The organism is Mucilaginibacter gotjawali (assembly GCF_002355435.1).
Classification (GTDB): domain Bacteria; phylum Bacteroidota; class Bacteroidia; order Sphingobacteriales; family Sphingobacteriaceae; genus Mucilaginibacter; species Mucilaginibacter gotjawali.
The window spans coordinates 1529153-1547798 of the sequence record NZ_AP017313.1; the positions used below are offsets into that span (position 1 = coordinate 1529153).

At 40.9% G+C, this 18646-nt stretch carries 24 protein-coding genes; 8 read left to right on the forward strand and 16 right to left on the reverse strand.

What is annotated here, in order from left to right; genetic code table 11:
* Positions 1-14: 14 nt before the first annotated feature.
* The 4 genes from MgSA37_RS07060 to MgSA37_RS07075 all read left to right on the forward strand — a co-directional run bounded on the left by MgSA37_RS07060 (position 15) and on the right by MgSA37_RS07075 (position 3303).
* Entirely contained in the window at positions 15-257 is a 243-nt protein-coding gene (locus MgSA37_RS07060; RefSeq protein ID WP_096350752.1) for an AAA family ATPase, read from the forward strand.
* Positions 258-259: 2 nt separating this feature from the next.
* On the forward strand, positions 260-1645 hold the full coding sequence (locus tag MgSA37_RS07065) for an AAA family ATPase (protein ID WP_157750481.1): 1386 nt from the start codon (positions 260-262) through the stop codon (positions 1643-1645).
* Positions 1642-2700, forward strand: a complete 1059-nt coding sequence (locus MgSA37_RS07070; protein ID WP_096350756.1) for an ABC transporter permease — start codon at positions 1642-1644, stop codon at positions 2698-2700. Before MgSA37_RS07065 ends, MgSA37_RS07070 begins: the two co-directional genes overlap by 4 nt.
* Before the next feature lie 63 nt (positions 2701-2763).
* Positions 2764-3303 carry a shikimate kinase gene (locus tag MgSA37_RS07075; protein ID WP_232010798.1) on the forward strand — a complete coding sequence of 180 codons (540 nt, stop codon included), beginning with the start codon at positions 2764-2766 and terminating at the stop codon, positions 3301-3303.
* A gap of 284 nt (positions 3304-3587) precedes the next feature.
* Here MgSA37_RS07075 and MgSA37_RS07085 read toward each other — a convergent pair whose 3' ends face one another.
* The 10 genes from MgSA37_RS07085 to MgSA37_RS07135 all read right to left on the reverse strand — a co-directional run bounded on the left by MgSA37_RS07085 (position 3588) and on the right by MgSA37_RS07135 (position 10443).
* On the reverse strand, positions 3588-3824 hold the full coding sequence (locus tag MgSA37_RS07085; protein WP_096350760.1) for a hypothetical protein: 237 nt from the start codon (positions 3822-3824) through the stop codon (positions 3588-3590).
* 32 nt (positions 3825-3856) lie between these two features.
* Positions 3857-4366 carry a phosphoribosyltransferase family protein gene (locus tag MgSA37_RS07090; RefSeq protein ID WP_096350762.1) on the reverse strand — a complete coding sequence of 170 codons (510 nt, stop codon included), beginning with the start codon at positions 4364-4366 and terminating at the stop codon, positions 3857-3859.
* Between the two features lie 139 nt (positions 4367-4505).
* The gene (locus MgSA37_RS07095) at positions 4506-4901 is read right to left on the reverse strand and encodes a hypothetical protein (RefSeq protein ID WP_096350765.1); all 396 of its coding nucleotides are present in this window, start codon (positions 4899-4901) and stop codon (positions 4506-4508) included.
* Between the two features lie 171 nt (positions 4902-5072).
* Entirely contained in the window at positions 5073-6479 is a 1407-nt protein-coding gene (gene rlmD, locus MgSA37_RS07100; RefSeq protein WP_096350767.1) for a 23S rRNA (uracil(1939)-C(5))-methyltransferase RlmD, read from the reverse strand.
* Between the two features lie 251 nt (positions 6480-6730).
* Positions 6731-7015, reverse strand: coding sequence for a hypothetical protein (locus tag MgSA37_RS07105; protein WP_096350769.1), 285 nt, complete (start codon positions 7013-7015; stop codon positions 6731-6733).
* Between the two features lie 407 nt (positions 7016-7422).
* Positions 7423-7767: a hypothetical protein gene (locus tag MgSA37_RS07115; RefSeq protein WP_096350773.1), complete on the reverse strand. Its 345-nt coding sequence runs from the start codon at positions 7765-7767 to the stop codon at positions 7423-7425.
* Between the two features lie 108 nt (positions 7768-7875).
* Positions 7876-9228 carry a cell envelope integrity protein CreD gene (gene creD / locus MgSA37_RS07120; RefSeq protein ID WP_096350775.1) on the reverse strand — a complete coding sequence of 451 codons (1353 nt, stop codon included), beginning with the start codon at positions 9226-9228 and terminating at the stop codon, positions 7876-7878.
* 75 nt (positions 9229-9303) lie between these two features.
* A complete protein-coding gene (locus MgSA37_RS07125) occupies positions 9304-9504 on the reverse strand; it encodes a hypothetical protein (RefSeq protein ID WP_096350777.1) in 201 nt (66 codons plus the stop codon).
* 1 nt (position 9505) lies between these two features.
* Positions 9506-9811: a winged helix-turn-helix domain-containing protein gene (locus tag MgSA37_RS07130; RefSeq protein ID WP_096350779.1), complete on the reverse strand. Its 306-nt coding sequence runs from the start codon at positions 9809-9811 to the stop codon at positions 9506-9508.
* A complete protein-coding gene (locus tag MgSA37_RS07135; protein ID WP_096350781.1) occupies positions 9808-10443 on the reverse strand; it encodes a hypothetical protein in 636 nt (211 codons plus the stop codon). Before MgSA37_RS07135 ends, MgSA37_RS07130 begins: the two co-directional genes overlap by 4 nt.
* A gap of 161 nt (positions 10444-10604) precedes the next feature.
* On the opposite strand from MgSA37_RS07135, the gene MgSA37_RS07140 reads away from it, so the two are divergent.
* Both MgSA37_RS07140 and MgSA37_RS07145 read left to right on the forward strand, forming a co-directional pair.
* Complete coding sequence (locus MgSA37_RS07140) at positions 10605-10895, forward strand: hypothetical protein (RefSeq protein WP_096350783.1); 291 nt, start codon at positions 10605-10607, stop codon at positions 10893-10895.
* Positions 10896-10988: 93 nt separating this feature from the next.
* Positions 10989-11711 carry a hypothetical protein gene (locus MgSA37_RS07145; protein WP_096350786.1) on the forward strand — a complete coding sequence of 241 codons (723 nt, stop codon included), beginning with the start codon at positions 10989-10991 and terminating at the stop codon, positions 11709-11711.
* Positions 11712-11795: 84 nt separating this feature from the next.
* On the opposite strand, the gene MgSA37_RS07150 is transcribed toward MgSA37_RS07145, so the two are convergent.
* The 6 genes from MgSA37_RS07150 to kbl all read right to left on the reverse strand — a co-directional run bounded on the left by MgSA37_RS07150 (position 11796) and on the right by kbl (position 15951).
* On the reverse strand, positions 11796-12377 hold the full coding sequence (locus tag MgSA37_RS07150) for a TetR/AcrR family transcriptional regulator (protein ID WP_096350788.1): 582 nt from the start codon (positions 12375-12377) through the stop codon (positions 11796-11798).
* 203 nt (positions 12378-12580) lie between these two features.
* On the reverse strand, positions 12581-12994 hold the full coding sequence (locus MgSA37_RS07155; protein WP_096350790.1) for a Rieske (2Fe-2S) protein: 414 nt from the start codon (positions 12992-12994) through the stop codon (positions 12581-12583).
* Positions 12991-14025, reverse strand: a complete 1035-nt coding sequence (gene pheS / locus MgSA37_RS07160) for a phenylalanine--tRNA ligase subunit alpha (RefSeq protein ID WP_096350791.1) — start codon at positions 14023-14025, stop codon at positions 12991-12993. The genes MgSA37_RS07155 and pheS overlap by 4 nt, the downstream gene beginning before the upstream one ends.
* Positions 14026-14442 carry a PIN domain-containing protein gene (locus MgSA37_RS07165; RefSeq protein WP_096350793.1) on the reverse strand — a complete coding sequence of 139 codons (417 nt, stop codon included), beginning with the start codon at positions 14440-14442 and terminating at the stop codon, positions 14026-14028.
* On the reverse strand, positions 14432-14716 hold the full coding sequence (locus MgSA37_RS07170; protein WP_096350795.1) for a DUF6364 family protein: 285 nt from the start codon (positions 14714-14716) through the stop codon (positions 14432-14434). Before MgSA37_RS07170 ends, MgSA37_RS07165 begins: the two co-directional genes overlap by 11 nt.
* Before the next feature lie 44 nt (positions 14717-14760).
* Positions 14761-15951: a glycine C-acetyltransferase gene (gene kbl / locus MgSA37_RS07175; protein ID WP_096350797.1), complete on the reverse strand. Its 1191-nt coding sequence runs from the start codon at positions 15949-15951 to the stop codon at positions 14761-14763.
* A gap of 127 nt (positions 15952-16078) precedes the next feature.
* Here kbl and MgSA37_RS07180 point away from each other — a divergent pair, with 127 nt between their 5' ends.
* Both MgSA37_RS07180 and MgSA37_RS07185 read left to right on the forward strand, forming a co-directional pair.
* Positions 16079-16552 (forward strand): carboxypeptidase-like regulatory domain-containing protein, encoded by a 474-nt coding sequence (locus MgSA37_RS07180; RefSeq protein WP_096350798.1) that lies wholly within the window; start codon positions 16079-16081, stop codon positions 16550-16552.
* Positions 16534-18552: a DUF5686 family protein gene (locus MgSA37_RS07185; protein ID WP_157750483.1), complete on the forward strand. Its 2019-nt coding sequence runs from the start codon at positions 16534-16536 to the stop codon at positions 18550-18552. Before MgSA37_RS07180 ends, MgSA37_RS07185 begins: the two co-directional genes overlap by 19 nt.
* Positions 18553-18646: the final 94 nt, after the last annotated feature.

The following is an 18646-nucleotide window of genomic DNA, read 5'->3' on the forward strand; positions in this document are numbered from 1 at the left end:
ACTACTTTTATTTTATGAAGATTACGAAGCTGGAATTAAAGAATTTTAAACGTTTTGATGATTTGACCATTGATTTAACATCTTTAGCTGAACCCGCCAAACTTGTTTTATTGATTGGTACAAATGGTTCAGGTAAATCTTCTGTGTTTGATGCTTTTGAATATGTCAACAAGCTAGTTAGAAGTGATATTAAAATTAATGATGATTTGTCAAAATCTTCCTATTATAATAAGAATACAAAAAAAAGTATGAAATAGATGTGACTTTTAATGATGATAGATCATTTCACAGTAATTTCTTTTTAGTAAATAATAACGAAATTCCGGATAATGCTTTTTATGGTAGAACTAGTTTCCGACAGGTTCCCAAATTAACAAGAACAGCTTCCGGTCAGGTTAGTGTGTCTTTTGAAAAAGATTCTGATCGTCCAAAGACATTTATTGATTACGACAATCGTTTTGAAAATGATATTGAGAAGATTTCTTCATCAATATTAACAGATTTATTTGGACAGAATTCAACGCAACAAATACTCGAAAGCTATATAAATCCGATTAATCGAGCCTTTGAAAATATTTTTGGCGCAGAGGACGGTTTAAGGATCAGACTGCTTTCAATTAAACCACCATTAGATGGAAAAATAGCAGAGATACTATTCCAGAAAGGTAATTCTAATATTCAATACGATTACTTAAGCAGTGGCGAAAAAGAGATTTTCAATATTCTCCTTGATTTACTTGTTCGCAAAGAGTATTTCCAGGATGCCGTTTACTTTTTAGATGAAATAGATCTCCATTTAAATACTGCGTTGCAAAAAAATCTATTAAAAGAAATCACAGAAAACTGGGTTCCCAATATTTGTCAGTTATGGACAGCCAGCCATTCTTTGGGGTTTATAGAATATGCAAATGCCACAGAAAATGCAGCAATCATTGACTTTGACAACCTGAATTTTGACGTGCCGCAGGTTATCCTTCCATCAACAAAGAATAATGCTGATATTTTTGAAATCGCAGTAAGCAAAGAGTTTTTAGCTAATATATTCGAAGGAAAAACGCTGGTGTTTTCAGAAAATACCGATACTTCGTTATATAATAATCTCAAAATAAAAGACACCATATTTCTCGTAGGTAGGAATAAAGCAGACGTTTTTTTCAAAACAAAAAACAACGCTAATTACAACGGTTTAATTGATCGTGATTATTTAACTGACGAAGAAAGAAATAGCGTACTAACTGCGTATAAGAAACTATATATTCTTGATTATTACTCGATTGAGAATTATTTATACCATCCCGATAACCTTGAAGAGTTCTATCATTCTAAAGGAAACGAATTCGACAAGACAGGCTATATGGCGTCAATTAAAAATGAACGAAAATTAGTCAGAGATAAAATTCTGCTTGGCATTCTCCGTGCAAGGGAAAGTTATTCATTCTTCAGAGAAGAAAAGCCTAAAGTTATTAGGACAGACGAGGAAATGATATTGCAAATGTTAGATGCTGATGATTTCGAAACATTCTACAAGGTATTTCCGGCCAAGGACTATGGAACAGGAATTAAAGAGCGTCAAAATTTAAATCCAGCTGATCTCGCAAAAACTAAATGGTTTAAAGCTAAGATTGAAGAAGTTCTTAAAAAATGATCCGCTACCTCATCCGCAAGTTTTTTTATGGCTCGGCAGTAATGCTGGGCATTGTGGTAGTGGTTTTTTTTCTGTTCAATATTTTACCGGTTGACCCGGCGCGCATGACGCAGGGGCAACGGGCGGATGTACAGTCGCTTCAGGCTATCCGCAAAGAATTTGGTTTGGATAAACCTATCCCGGTGCAATTTCTATACTACCTGAACGATCTTTCACCTATCGGCTTTCACCTTAACAACCAGCAAGAACAGCAGCAATATCATTATGTAAAATTGTTCCCGGTTTCATCCGTAAGGGTGCTGGCGCTCAAATGGCCCTACCTGAGGCGTTCTTATCAAACCCATAAGGAAGTAGCCCAATTATTGATAGAAGTAATACCCAACACGCTGGTGCTGGCTACAACGGCCATGATATTTGCCATAATTATCGGTGTTTTCTTTGGCGTATTGAGTGCGGTGCATCAGCATACCTGGATCGATAAACTGGCCATCGGGATTTCTACGCTGGGTATTTCCGCGCCTTCTTTTTTCGCGGGCATTATTATCGCCTGGATCTTCGGCTTCGAGTTATCCAAATACACCGGCCTAAATATGTCAGGCAGTTTATATACTTACGATCCGTTTAAAGGTGAAGTGATCACCTGGCGCAACCTGGTTTTGCCTATGGTTACCCTCGGCTTAAGGCCTTTGGCTATCATTGTGCAACTTACCCGAAACGCCATGCTGGACGAACTGGGAAAGGATTATATCCGTACCGCCAGGGCCAAAGGTTTAAGTGAAAACGCGATAGTTTATCGCCATGCCTTGAAAAACGCCCTGAACCCTGTTATTACCGCTATCGCCAACTGGTTTGCTTCATTGCTGGCCGGTTCCTTTTTTGTAGAATATGTTTTTGGCTATAACGGGTTGGGGAAAACAACGGTCGATGCCCTGGAAATGTCGGATTTCCCGGTAGTAATGGGCTCCATTTTATTTATTGCCTTTATTTTTGTGGTGATTAATATTTTGGTGGATATTATTTATGTTTGGATTGACCCGCGGGTGAAGCTGTCTTAGTCCATGGTCGATGGTCCATGGACCATGGTAGGAATATAGTTTAGTAATTTGATTTAATTTGACGTGTCTGAAAAAAAAATAAAAGATGGGCCGGGCATCATTTTCCTGGTTGGTTTTATGGGATGTGGCAAAACCACTTTAGGGCGTAAACTGGCAAACAGGCTGGGTTATGCGTTTATGGATCTCGACCATATCCTTGAAGCACAGGAAGGAATGACCATTGCCGAGTACTTTGCCAAACATGGCGAGGATGCTTTCCGCAAGCTGGAATCAGAAGTTTTAAAGCAAACCCAATATCCCGAACATGCCGTTGTTTCCACAGGCGGCGGCTTGCCCTGCTTTTTTGACCATATGGATTGGATGAATGCGCACGGTAAAACTATCTACATCAAATTATCCCCCAAAACTTTGGCCAGTCGCCTTGAAAACGAAAAAGAAGAACGGCCGCTGTTGCGCCAGCACCACGGCGAAGCGCTGGTTACTTTTATTGCTGATAAGTTAACGGAAAGAGAACCTTTTTATAGCCGGGCAACAGTTATTGCTGATGGATTGAGTTTGACGGCGGAGAAGGTGGAGGAGTTATTAAGAATCAAGGCCATTTAGAAGGATCCATGCGGTTATCCAAAATGGAGTTAATGGAAATTCGGCTTTTTGAAACCCGGTAAAATACAGACAATTGTTTGCTTAAAACAGCTCGCCGAATTTTCCTGCTCTTGTTAACCAGGGGATAGAGTTCCGGGAAGGGCTTTGTCGCGCGCTCGAACGTTTCCAATAAATGATAAAAGTGGTCAACTTCTTTATGCGTGAAATTATATAACAGGTAGTTTTTTATAACAATAGCATCAGCATTAGCTCTTTTGGTGTAGTGAATTGCAAATGATGAATTTTCATCCATTTTTTAAGTTTTTCCAAAATTCTTCTGATGAAATAACACGACCATTTTCCTCATCTTCTATCCCTTCATTTATGTGCTGTTTTTGCCACTCGGGCAAATTATCCCACCAATCGCCATCTTGTTCTGAGTTTCTTAAGCTATCCAAAACAGTGAGCATGTTGGAATCGGAAAGCTGTTCAATCCAGGCAATAAGATTTGATTTGGTTTCTTTTATTTCTGCTATTGACATAAAACGAAGTTTTATAACAAATTTAAATAATTTTACCTCAAATAAGCGCCATCCTCTTCACCCTCTTCATCCAAAACTACTTCTACATGTTCTTTTAATACAGTAGACAGGGCTATCCCGGCAAAATCAGTGGTGATGGGGAAGTTTTTATGGTTACGATCGACCAAAACAGCCGTGCGGAATTTTTTTAGAGGGACATCCCGGAAAACACCAAATCCATAAGCCAGCGCTTTGCCGCTGTTTAAAACATCGTCTACTAAAATAATTACTTTGTTGCTGCAGTCCTGCACATCAAAATTGATCTCTGCCTTTAAAAAAGGGCTGAATTTGTCTAATTTAATGGCAAGCAGCCTGATCCTAAATGGAGCGATCTTTTCAAGGATAGTCTTTAATCTTTCCGCAATTTTATTGCCGCCAGGTAATATGCCGGCGATCAGAATTTCATCTTCATCAAAATTATCTTCCAGTATCTGGTAAGCTATCCGGTCAATCTTTTGCTGGATCTGCTGGCTGTTTAATATCAGGAGTTGTTTATCTGGCATTTTTGTTAGAATGTTGTTGATTTTGTTGAAATGTTACAAGGTTGGAATGTTGTAAAGTTCCTGTCACTTTGTAAAGGTAAAATTAACCTTTCAACCTTACAACTTTACAACATTCCAACAAAAAAACATTACAACAAATTTATTTCGGATATGGGTAATAGATAAAGTTTGCACCCTCAGGCACCACTACAAAAACGCACATAAAATCATTCGGGTTTTTGTAGGATTGAATAAAACGTTCCTTTAGTACCTGTTTGATCACTCCTTTTTCCACAAACTCTTCCAGCGTGGAAGCATGGATACTCCATTCTGTATTCAAATCGTGGCGGTCGAGGATCAGTTCGCCTAAACTCAATTCGTGCTGGTGAGCAATAAATATGGGGTAATTGGATAATCCCTCAACCATGATCTCTATAGCTACCTCGCGTACGGACTCATGAAAAAATTTAAGGTCTCGCTCCAGGCTCAATAACGGACTATCCTTTTTGGGGTCTTCGCTATTCCTGTTTTCGTTTAAAAGTTCTTCCGGTTCCATGTTTTTGTGATTATTCACACTTGTTTGTTTTTTTAATGGCGTTCATGAGTTCGCTACGCTCAGTTACACCGATTATATTTTGTGATTGCACCGATTATATTTTGTGATTACACTGATATATTTTGTGATTGCACCGATTTTTATTTTTTTTCTGCCATGGACTAAATTCCATCAACTCCTTAACACCAGCAAAATAACATTCTCCACGTGTTGTGTATGTGGGAACATATCAACCGGCTGAATTTTAACCGTATCGTATTTCTCCTTCAATACCAGCAGATCGCGGGCCTGGGTGGCGGCATTGCAGCTTACGTATACTATTTTTTCGGCCTCAATTTCCATCAACCGGGTTACTACATCCGGGTGCATGCCTGCACGAGGCGGATCGGTAATGATGACATCCGGTTTACCATGTTCGGCTACAAAATCAGCCGCCAGTACATCTTTCATGTCGCCGGCAAAAAATTTGGTATTGCTGATGTTATTGATGGCCGAATTGATCTTGGCGTCTTCTATCGCCGAAGGCACATATTCAATACCCACCACTTCCTTTACGCTGCGGGCAATAAAGTTGGCGATGGTACCTGCGCCGGTGTACAAGTCATAAACCAGTTCATCGCCTTTAAAGCCTGCAAAATCGCGGGTAATTTCGTATAGTTTTAGTGCCTGGATGGAGTTGGTTTGATAAAATGACTTTGGCCCGATCCGGAATTTAATACCTTCCATCTCCTCGTAAATAAACTCCGGCCCTTTATAGGCAATCACGTCCTGGTCAAAAATGGTATCATTCTTTTTTTGATTGATGATATACAGCAGGGAAGTTATTTCAGGGAATTCCCCGTTGATAAAGCCCATCAGTTGTTTGATTTCCTGTTCATCAGCAAAAGCAAAAACTACGATAACCATTGTTTCGCCCGTTGATGACGTACGGATGATCAGGTTGCGTAAGGTGCCGCTGTGTGCCTTCAGGTCGTAAAACCTGTAGTCATGCGCTATTACAAAATCCCGTATCCTGTTTCGCAGGCTATTGGAAGGCTCGGCCTGCAGCCAGCAATGGTTAATATCAAGGATCTTATCAAAGCGGCCCGGTATATGGAATCCCAGGGCATTCATATTTAATGCCTCATCGGTGCGGTTTTCGCCGTCAGTCAGCCAGCGTTTGTTGCTAAAAGTGTATTCCAGTTTGTTGCGGTAGTATTTATCAGCAGGGGAGGGCACAATGGGCGTCATCCTATCTACCTCAATTTTCGCAATCCTGGTTAATGCATCAGCAACTGATTTTTGCTTGAATTTTAATTGTGCGGCATAGGTCATATGCTGCCATTTGCAGCCGCCGCAGGTGCCAAAATGTTCGCAGAATGCTTCGGTGCGGTATTCGGACGGTTTTTTGAGCTCGGTAATTTTGCCTTCGCCAAAGTTTTTTTTGCGGCGGTAAACTTCCACATCGGCAATATCCCCGGGCACTCCCTTATCTACGAATATGACGAAATCGTCTGATTTGGCTACGCCCTTGCCTTCTTCGGCGATGTCGATGATCGTGATGTCTTCAAAAAAACGCTGTTTTGCTAGCTGGTTCATAAGCGCGCAAAGTTAGTTATTTGTTGGAATGTTGTAAGATGGAATTGTTGTAAGGTTGAAAAGTTGAAAGGTTGTAAGGTTGCATTGTTGGAGAGGTTTTAGAGGTTCCCTCCCCGAAGTATGTGTCGTCATCCCCGCAGTATGTGTCCTCACATACTGCTAAGTTTAGAACGTTGAATTTTTGAGCGCGCAAAATCACTGCGGTTGATCATGTTGTGCGATCAACGCGGCAGAACGTTTAAAATATAGTGCTAAATGAACATATTCACAACGGATGTCCAAAAATCATCCGGTTCAATTTCTTCAATTTCGCCAATATCAAACTGCTCCTCTATCATGTCTGAAAACTCAATTAATTCACGGCTCATGAGGTAAATGCTTTTATATATACAAATAACGATAAAAATATACCAAAAACCAAAATGGTATTGTGAAATTTTTGTTAAATAATTTCGAAGTTTTGAGGTGGAGGATTTGGCTGCAGTAGTTTCAACTTGTAAAACCAAACGCCAAAACCAACGCAGGCGCAATTGCATGCCATTAATGTATAGGCCAAACCTGAATCTTCATTGTTAAAATCAAGTAATATTATTACCGCAACGAAAGGTCCCGCGGTTAACAAAAGGCCAGTTACGAAAATAATTATAGTCTTAGTGATTCCCGTAGTGGGAATTCTTATTACAGCCAGGATCACCCCGGTAAAAATTATCCATATTAAAAGCGAAAACACCAATTGAGCGAACACCATCCCAATATAAATTAAAAACGCCCATGGGAATAAAGCCACTGCATTTGATCGATAGGTGCTCACCCAGCAAATCAGGGAAATATAAAATAGTATTGGCGCCGCAAAAACGCTGGTTAACCATATCTTCAAGCTGTATTTGATAACGTGTGTAAGCATTTAATTGGATTTTATAAAAAGTTGAATTGCCCTGAATGATCAATTATAATTTCGCCGCCTTATTAAGTCATTCAGGTTGTAAATTTTTCTTTCAATTATTTCAGGGGTATTTGCATCATTCAACTTCTTTTCGACGGTGATCCGATCGCCACTAAGTTTGCATTGGATGGATGCCTTTTTGCTGTTGTAAGTTCCCAGGAACACCCTGAAGTTTGCAGAATCGGTCAGGTATTCCGAGGCCATATTCCCGGTTAAACCCGACCTGTAAACTTCTATATAGAGGTTGCGGTCTTCGCTTAAAGCATATTTATAATTCCCGGTGCTTCTCAGTTTCAGGCAGGTGATGATCGCAAGGATCAGCAGTATAGTGATGTAGTTTTTCATGTAATTTAAAATTGTTTAAAGGCCTCACCTGAATCCTCTCCAAAGGAGAGGACTAAAAAATATTTAATGAAGCCCCTCTCCTTTGGAGAGGGGTTGGGGTGAGGCCTCTTAGTGTTTATACCAGTTGATTTTTCGGGAGAAATACATCAGTGTTGCGATGATAATGAACAGGGCAACACTTCCAAACAGCAGGGAAAGCTCCTCCAATTGTATGATAATAAATATGAAGCCATAAAACACGGTAAGTATAAAAGCAAATAGCAGCGCCACCTTCCTGTTCTTTAGCAGCGATGAGGTGAAAATTGCTATCAGCCCGATGGTAGAGAGCGACGACAACAGATAGGCGTAATTATACCCGATCTGTTCGGCAAACGACAACAGCAGGGTATAATACACCACCATAGCCGCGCCGATTAAAGTATAGTTGAATAAGTGAATGCGCTCCTTTTTGATCATTTCGGCAAGAAACAGTGAAACAAAGGTGAGCAGGATGATAAGCGTTGAGTATTTAGTGGTGCGCAAAATTTTGCGGTACTGGTCAATAGGCAGCTGGAGCTTAACGCCTATAACGGCATCAGCCAGGGCTTTTTTATTGGTTAATACCGAGTCGCCATCGGTCCACTGTTGCGGGAACGGGCGGTTGTAGTAAAGCATCTGCCATTTTGCATTTAGCCCTTTATCGTTAACGGTGCGGGTATCCGGCAGGTAACGCCCGTTAAAATCCGGGTGCTTCCAGGTGCTGTAAACTTCCACACCGGTTGTTTTACCAATATCGAGGAAGTTAAGCGTATTGCTGCCTTTAAGGTCGAGCTGGTAACTGAAATTAAAACCGTGTTCCTTTTGCAGCGGAAAATTTACCTGCAGGCCGTTAGTAATGGGCATATTTTCGTTTTCAGATGGTTCGGGCGTATAGTTCTGCCCCTGGATGCTTACCACCGGGTTATTCTTTAACCCTTTCAGGTCCGAAATACTGAATATCAGTTTGGCTTTATCGTATTGAACAGTAGCAGGGTCGATACTTAATTCACTTAAATCGGGTTGATTAAAACTGCCTGTTACGTTTACATTTGAGTTGTAAACAATAGCGTCATAAATCCCGCTGCTGTATTGCTCTGTTTGAATACCTGCTTTCATGTTAAGCGTTTGCGGCAAAATATATAAGGTTTTGGTTACTTCGTGCGTAACCGGTTTGCCCGCGCTATTGTTTTCGGTAACCAATTTTCGGTAGGGCAGCGCCATAACAGGGCCCTGCACCAGTTGGCTGCCGGCCCATTTGTCGGCAACATTCTTCAGGTTTTCCTGCTGGTAGCCTTCGCGGTCGGTTACCAGGCTTTGGATCCAGGCCGATGGGATCAGCAAAAGCAGGATAATTATGGTAATAACGCCTAACTTAATTAAAATGGAATCCTGGGCCCAGGTACTTTGTTTTGGTTGTAGTGCTGGTTCTGATTGTTCTATCATGATTTTGATTTATTAAAAGTACTTTGTATTTCAAAGTATATGGATAAAAAAATAAGTTGATCGGTGATTAATTTTTTAATTGTTTTGGGTCGATTTTTTGAGCAAGAGGAGACTGTTTACGGCTAATAGCCCAATCAGCCCGATGGCGGATAGTTTCTCCGGCAGGGTGCCCCGGAAGCCTTCGTCCATGGCGTTGAACAAGATCCATAATACGAATACGATATTACCGCAAACAGCGGCGTACCTTAAAAGGGTAATAAGTGGTTTGGTTTCCATATCAATTTGATTTTTGTTGTTTAATTAATTTCTCCAACGCATCCAGGTGCTGTTTAAAGGCCGTTTTTCCTTTTTCGGTAGCGGCGTAAGTGGTGTTAGGCTTCCGGCCCAGGAATGTTTTATGCACCAGGATATATTCCTCTTTCTCCAGCCCTTTCAGGTGCGATGCCAGGTTACCGTCGGTGGTATCCAGCAGTTCCTTTAACGAGTTAAAGTCGTACCGGTCGTTTACCATCAGCACGCTCATGATCTGCAGCCTTAAGCGGTTCTCAAAAGCTTTATCTAATTTTTCAAAGGGGACTTTCACCTGTCGTATTTAAAGTACATCATGCTGCCGTATATAATATGCAGCACACCAAAACCAATCGCCCAAAATAACAAACCGTAGCCGGGTAAACAAGCGGCAATTAAACCCAAAGCTATTTCACAAATACCCAGGTAACGCACATCTTTGTAAGTAAAGTTGCTCGCCCCAACCAAAGCCAGCCCGTAAAAAATCAACGATGCCGGAGAAACGATGCCATAATAGTTGCGGAATAGCAAAATCAGGATCAGCAAGCCTCCGCTTACCAATGGTAATGCCATGTTAAAGATCAAAGCCCTGCTGGTATTGCCCCAGATTGGCTGACCTTTCTTTTTGGCCTTGCGGGCGGTTAAAATAAAGCCGGTTAAAAGAGAGGCCAATAAAACTGCAAGTGCAATTAGCAATAAAGTAAACAATAGGAACGAATCTTCTATATTCTCAACAATCCGAAAATGCGGGTTAAAATGGTGCCTTCCTATCCCGATGTATAATTCATAATACGCTACCCCTGCACCAATTAATGCATAAATCCCTGCCAGTATCCCCGACAACCCGCTAAGGGATATAAATTTTGAGGATCGCTCCATCAGGCTGCGGATGGAGGCCAGATCGTCCTGTATTTGTTTTTCTTCCACTTAAAAGTACTTTGTTTGTCAAAGTAAATTATTATATCTTTGATTTCAAAATAATTAGTGAAAAATAACACGATTTATTTGATTTAAACAGGATTTACATGATTTAGAACGGAAACAACGATGAAAAAACTACTTGCAGGCTTTGGGGGATACTTACGGGTTTGGCTACTTTTTATTTGATATATGGCTGGTATAATGTATTTCCCTGGGCTATCGTCGCGTTGATTATTGGTTATACCGGCAAAAACCGCAGGGACGGTATCATCAACGGAGCCATATTCGGGTACTTTTTATTCCTGGTATATATTTATGCAGGTTATAAAGGGAGAACGGATACGAGTGCAATGGCCAAATTTATTTTGTTCGACGCATTATTTAGTTTGGTTGGAGCGTTTGCAGGGGCGATAGGGGCATTTATTGGGAATTGGCTGAAAGGGAAAATTAGAAAATAAGGAACCTGAATTGTCCGGTTTTGATTCCTGATTTTCAGTGCGTCGATCTCTGATTTAATAATTTTCTAAGTAACTTAGCCTAACTATATTCCAATGAAATCAGACCTGGACTCACTTATCGAACTACTTGAAGCGGAAAAGCAATTTCTGAAGACATGTATCAAAGACAATACACAGGAGTGGGAATATTTGCACGCGCATTATCATTCAAAAGCTCTATTTAAATTAAACGGCGAACTACGAATCCTCAAAAAACTAAAGGATCCATTTTATGATGAAAAACTTGAATTGGAAAGAAGTATTGAAATCTTTAAAAAAAGAGATAAAATGGAACTCTATTTACCAGCCGATTCTTACTATGAAAAATTGATTAAAGAGTACATCGACAAATTGGAAAAACTAAATGAGCGGAAAAGTGAGCCTTTTTATGATGACCAGAAAATAGATGATGCGCTGTTCAATCTTTTGGAAAAAACAAACGTGGGCTTCGTCCTATATCTTGGCGCGAAAGATAATTTGAGTTTTACATTTGAATTATCAGCCGACAATATACTCGAGATTTCTCTTAGTGTGAAAAATGTACTCAACGTCGATTATTTTTTTGGTGATGATGCTGACGATGACGAGATAGGGCCGTTAAATAAATTTAAAGGTTTAGGATTTTCATTAAATCATACAGGCAATAAGTTGATTTACAAATATGATATGAGCGGTTTTAAAGAAGCCTCGGCGATTAAGATACTGCTTTCGAGGGCTATATATGATATTTTTACTTATGCTGAATTGGATAAACCAGCAACATTGGTTTACTATTAATATAGCCGAAACGGCCGGGCGTTTTTGATCTCATTGAAAATAAACAAATCCGAAATCGAAATTCCGAAATCCGAAATAAAGAAATCATATCGTTATCGCAGCCTTCACCAAATAAGGCAAGATGTCTTTCTGAAAAGAAACAAAGTTTTTGCGCACATCCGAATCACTCACCGAGGTAAATGCAAAGCTGAACACGATACTTTTGCTGCATTTAATTAAAAAGTGCAGCCGCTTTAAATAATTTTCCTGTTTGCGCAGTCCGCTTAACTGGCTGAACGCATTTACCAGCATTTCCTCCAGTTCGTTGGATAAGTTTTTAAGAAAAGCCTGCGAATTGGCCGATTCGCGGATGAAATCCCAGCCGATAAACTCATTGCACACGGTGTAACTGAGGCGGCAGGTTTTCATGATCAGGGTATTTAAATGCGCCTCCTCATCATCCTCGTGGGTATTGCTGTGGATCAGGTCGTTAACACTTACCTTAATGTAGTCCATCAGGAGGGAGTGCAAAACATCCTCTTTACTCTCGAAATACTTATAAATAGTGGCTTTAGCAATTTTTGCTTTCCTGGCAATTTCGTTAACACTGGTTTTATGATAACCAAATTTGCGAAACAGTTCCTGCGCGGCCCGCTTTATACTTTCTTTTATTTTGTCAGCTTCCATGTATCAATTGGATACAAATATCTAAAATTTAATGAGAATAGTAAGGGGTGAGCGGTGAGTTGTGAATGGTGCGTTGTGAATGGTGAGTAGTGAGGGGTGAGTTTGCGAGTTGTGAATGGTGAGGGCTGGGGTAAGTTGTGAACAATGCGTGGCAAATAACCAACTACTCACCACTCACTACTCACCACTCACTATTCATCAATTCAATTCGAAACAAATATCTCAAAGTTACTTACCTCAATGCTGTAGGCTTTGAGCGAGGTTACCGCCGGCGCTTTAACCGGGTTTCCGCTGGATAGGGCCCATTTGCCGCCGCTACAGGGGTCGGTAACGGTAAAGTTTCCGGCATCAAGGGTAACGGCGCAAAGTTTTGAAGGATCTACGGTGCTGCAGCGATCGTAAGCGGCGTAACTGCCATCTGCTTCGCGGTACAAAATCAGCCCGGCCACGCCATAGCCATTTACCAGCACCGCGCCGCCGGGAACATTCAGCGCGCTGAAGCGCGGGTCGGTGGTTGCCGCCTGGAAATTTACGGCAACGTTTGGTATAACGCCCCCGCTTTTTACACACGAAAGGCAGCTTATTGCGATAGCGGACAGCAGGATCCATTTCCTCATATGATCTCAGTTTTAAATTGCTTCAGAAAGCGAACATCGTTCTCAGAGAATAAACGCAGATCGCGTATCACATATTTTAAGTTGGCAATTCTTTCTATCCCCATACCGAAAGCGAAGCCGGTGTATTTTTTGCTGTCGATATTGCAGTTCTCCAAAACGTTGGGGTCAACCATACCACAACCCAATATCTCCACCCAGCCGGTGTATTTGCACATGTTGCAACCTGCGCCCTTACAAATAGTGCAGGAGATATCCATTTCGGCCGATGGCTCAGTAAAAGGGAAATAAGATGGCCTGAAGCGTACTTTAAAATCAGCCCCGTAAAGTTCCTGCACAAAATGATAAAGGGTTTGTTTCAAATCTGCGAACGATACGTTTTCATCAATATACAAACCTTCCACCTGGTGAAAAAAGCAATGCGCCCGGGCCGAAATGGCCTCGTTGCGGTAAACCCTGCCCGGCATAATAGCCCGGAACGGCGGTTTGCCGTTTTCCATCATCCGTACCTGTACCGATGAAGTATGGGTGCGCAGCGCGATATCATCCTTGCCGCTGTTCTTTTTAATAAAGAAAGTATCCTGCATATCTCTTGCCGGATGTTCTTCAGGGAAGTTTAAGGCAGAGAAATTATGCCAGTCGTCTTCAATTTCGGGCCCTTCGGCCACTACGAAGCCTAACCTTTTAAAAATATCAATGATCTCAATTCTTACCAGGGATAAGGGATGACGGGAGCCGGTGTTAAATCCATCTCCGGGAAGCGTAAGGTCAAGTCCTAAGTCTTCAGTCTTCAGTCCTGAGTCAAAAGTTTCCTTAACTTCATTGTATTTTGCTTCAGCCAGCTGTTTAAACTGGTTTAAAACTTTCCCGAACGTACGTTTTTCTTCAGTGCCGACAGTTTTAAACTGTTCAAAAAGATCTTTTATAACGCCTTTGGTCCCTAAAAATTTAATGCGGAAGGTTTCCAGTTCTTCGGCATTAGCTGCTAAAAAAGCGTTGATCTCTTTGGTATATTGGTCTATTTTATCTTGCATTTATAATTTTCTTAAAAATTGTTCGGCTGTTAAAACCGGTATGGTTGAATGTTTGTAGTCTTTAATATTACGAGTGATGATGGCGTCACAATGATAGCGCTCGGCGATGAAAAATTGCATTGCGTCTTCAAAATCCGGGAAATCGCTTGCTAATGCTATATCCACGATGTCACCTTCAAGGGGCAGAATTTTTACTGCCTTTATTAAGTCAGCTATTTTTTTTCTGCTGGCCTTTGCACCGATCTGCCTGGATAACAAATAATAAATGTTTGCAATGATCAATGCCGACGTGTTAAGCACAATATCATTTTTGAAACATTCCATGATCAAGATCTCCGAATAAAAATGAAAAGGATCTCGATTTAAAAGTAAGTCCAATAGAACATCGCTATCGGCAAATAAACGCTTAAAGACCATACTTTTCCTTTAAGTATTCATATTTCAAGTCTTTATAATCCACGTTTGCTGGCAAATCAATTTTTGTTTTTATTGAAAGATCTTTTATCCATCCAGGTATTTCTACATTCTTGTATTTTTCCAATATGGGATCGGTTGGATTTTCCTTTTTTGGAAATTCATTGATAAGCCTTTTAAATAGCCTGGATACACTGGTGTTATTTTCAGACGCCAGATGCTTTGCTAAATTTATGGTATCTTCATCTACACTTAGGGTGAGTTTTGTCGTTGCCATATCACATTAATTTATACGTGCAAATATAAATAATTTATACGTAACTATTTAATCACCCCCAGTTCTTTTCCCACCTTGGTAAACGCTGCGATAGCTTTATCCAAATGCTCCGTATTATGCGCTGCCGAAATCTGCACCCTGATCCGTGCTTTCCCTTGCGGAACTACCGGGTAGTAAAAACCGATTACATAAATGCCTTCTTCCAGCATTTTGGCCGCAAATTCCTGGGCAAGTTTTGCATCGTACAACATCACCGGTACAATAGGATGTACGCCCGGTTTAATATCAAAACCGGCCTCGGTTATCTTTTTGCGGAAATACTGCGTATTGGTTTCTAGTTTATCGCGCAGGTCGGTAGTTTCGCTCAGCATGTTCAACACCGCTATCGAAGCCCCGGTGATGGAGGGCGCAAGGGTGTTTGAAAATAAGTACGGGCGCGAACGCTGGCGCAGCATATCAATGATCTCTTTACGGCCGGATGTAAAACCGCCGGATGCGCCACCCAGGGCTTTGCCCAAAGTACCGGTAATAATATCAATTTTCCCCATCACATTATGGTGCTCATGCGTGCCACGGCCAGTTTTGCCCATAAAGCCGGAACAATGGCTCTCGTCAATCATTACCAGTGCATTATATTGTTCGGCTAAAGCGCAAATTTTGTCCAGTTGGGCAACGGTGCCGTCCATACTAAAAGCGCCGTCGGTAACAATAATGCGGTGGCGGCAGCTAACTGTTGCTTTCAGTTTTTCTTCCAGGTCGGCCATGTCATCATGTTTATAACGCTGGCGTTGTGCTTTGCACAGGCGCACACCGTCAATAATAGACGCGTGATTTAGCTCGTCCGAAATAATGGCGTCCTGCTCGTTAAACAAGGGCTCAAAAACACCGCCGTTGGCATCAAAGGCAGCGGCGTACAGTATTGTATCTTCTGTCCCTAAAAATTCAGCGATCTTTTTTTCAAGTTCTTTATGAATATCCTGTGTGCCGCAAATAAAACGAACTGATGATAAACCATAGCCATGGGTGTCCAATGCTTCTTTTGCTGCCGCGATAACCTTTGGATGGCTGGACAGGCCAAGGTAATTGTTTGCACAAAAGTTGATGACATGCTGGCCGCCCTGTACAGTAATGTCGGCGCCCTGTGGCGATGTAATTATTCTTTCCCGTTTATATAAACCTGCGGTTTCAATATCAGCAAGCTCCTGCTGCAAAACCGGCTTTAGTGTGTTATACATATTGTAGATTTTAGAGGGGCAAAATTAATAATTAAAGATTATCCGGCCGGAGTAAATAAAATTAAAGATCATATAAATCGCATTCTATCAAACATTTTACCGCCAATATTTATTTAATGTTAACACTATGAAAAAAACCATACTCTTCGCTGTTTTAGCCCTCTCCACTTTTAATTGCTTTGCACAACAATTTGCATTGTCGGGTCATATAACCGGTGGTCGGAATCTACCCATTCCGTTTGCCTCTGTTTATATCAAAAATTCAACTTATGGTACCACCGCCAATGAAAATGGCGATTATATGTTTAAGCTCAGGCCAGGCACTTATGATATTGTTTACCGGGTTGTTGGCTTTAAAGAGGATGTTGAAAGGATTAGTATTTCTGCCGGGCACGTTGAACATAATGTGCAACTGACCGCTGAACCATTTGAATTAAAACCGGTTATATCGAAGGAAACAAATAAAAACGACCCGGCGTATGATATTATGCACCATGTGGTCGATAAACGAAAATTTTATCTTAATGAAGTTAAGTCATACCAATGCGCCATATACGTTAAAGGCGTAAAAAAATCATTACTGTGCCAAAAACGCTTTTAGATAAGGGGATGGCAAAGCTGCTTGGCCTCGATACCAGCGGAAAAGGAATAGCTTACCAGTCGGAATCACTATCAACCTATAGTTTTAAACAGAAGGATGAAGTAAAAGAGATCTTCGCCGCTTCAAAGGTATCGGGTTCAAACCCGCCTTTTGGCTATAATAAAGCGTCGGACCTGCAGGTAAATTTTTATAAAAACCTGTTTTACATCAATGGCCTTAGCACCCATGGTTTTGTTTCACCGGTAAGTACCTACGCTTTTAAATATTATAAGTTTAAATTATTAGGCACGATATCGGAAGACGGAAAACAGATAGATAAAATCCAGGTGCAAACCCGCATTGGCAAAGCCTTGTCATTTACCGGAAGTATTTATATTATTGAGGGTGACTGGAGGATTTATGGGGTTGATCTGTATTTAACCAAAGCACTAAATAACCTCAATTTTGTTGATACCTTAAGGGTTACCCAGCAATACATCCCTGTTGGAAACACCTGGGAGCCCTTGTCGTTTCAATACAGTTACAACGGGAATGTTAACGGCTTAAGGTTTAGCGGTTATTACCTGGGCATAAACAATAATTACAAAATAGATACCGTATTTAAGGAAAACTATTTTAACGGTGAAATTTTGCACGTGGATACCGAAGCAAACAAAAGAAGTGCAGCATTTTGGGCGGATAAACGCCCGGTACCTTTAACATCCCCTGAAGTAAAAAATTATAAAACACGCGATAGTATTGCCAAATTGCAGGAGTCAAAAACCTACCAGGATTCAATTCAGCGTGATGAGAATAAGTTTGCCTTATTACCTTACCTGGTAGATGGCTACCTGGCCACCTATAAAAATCATAAGGATTCGCTTTTCGTTTTCCCGTTATTGCAAACAGTTTATTACAACACGGTTGAGGGGTGGGGGATTAATTTGAAAGGCAGTTTTACAAAAACATTTGAGGATAACCGGTCGTTCAGTGTGTCGCCAGCCCTTCGATACGGAACTGCTGACAAAATGTTCAGCGCAAATATTCATTCAAGTTATACATATGACCCTGATAATGTCGGCAAGTTTTTTGTAGATTTTGGCAGTGATGTGCCCGACCTGAACACTTTGGGCACCCGTTCACTTTATTTTAATACGTTAAGTACCCTTATCAGCGAACAGAACTTTGTAAAGTATTATCGTTCGGTATTTGCAAATTTCGGATACCAGCGCGAACTCACAAACGGTATTTTGTGGACGGCCAATTTATCGTATGCCGACCGGACACAGCTATACAATACCTCCTTCAACCATATTTTTACGTATTCGCATCTGCGGTATACTTCAAACAATCCTTTAGCGCCGGATGCCCCGCAGGACGACCATTCCATATTATTTCCCGAAAACCAGGCGCTTACTTTTAATACGTCATTAAGGTTTACTTTCGATCAGCAATATATTACCCGGCCAACCGGTAAGGTTTATTTGCCATCGGATTACCCGGTAATTACCGTTAATTACCGGAAAGGAATAAATAACGTACTGGGTTCGGATGTTAATTACGATTTTGTTGCCATTGATATCACTGATGAACGCCTTGCGGTTGGTTTGCTGGGGCATTCGGCATTTAAAATTAAAGCCGGTGCGTTTTTTAACAACCGGAATCTATACTTTATGGATTACAACCATTTTATAGGCAATGAGGGAACATCGTCAGATCCAACTTATGTAGGGAGCTTCCATTTTTTGCCGTTTTATACGTTCAGCACCAAAGATCCTTTTCTTGAGTTTCATTTCCAGCATAATTTCGGCGGCGCGATATTTGACAATGTGCCTTTTTTACGAAGACTTAAATTAGAAGAAATTGTCGGCGCTAATTATCTTACCGAAAAGAACAATCCTTATTATTCAGAATTCTATTTTGGCATCAAACGCTTACAATTTGGCGCCGACTATGGCGTAGCTTACCAGGGTAATAAAAAATACCTGCAGGGTTTCAGGATATTTTATGGCTTGAAGTAGATGTTTAGTGAGTGGTGGATTAAGTTAATTGAGTGGGTAATTGAACAACCAACCCAATCAACTTCATCTAACTATTCAACTTAATCAACCAAAT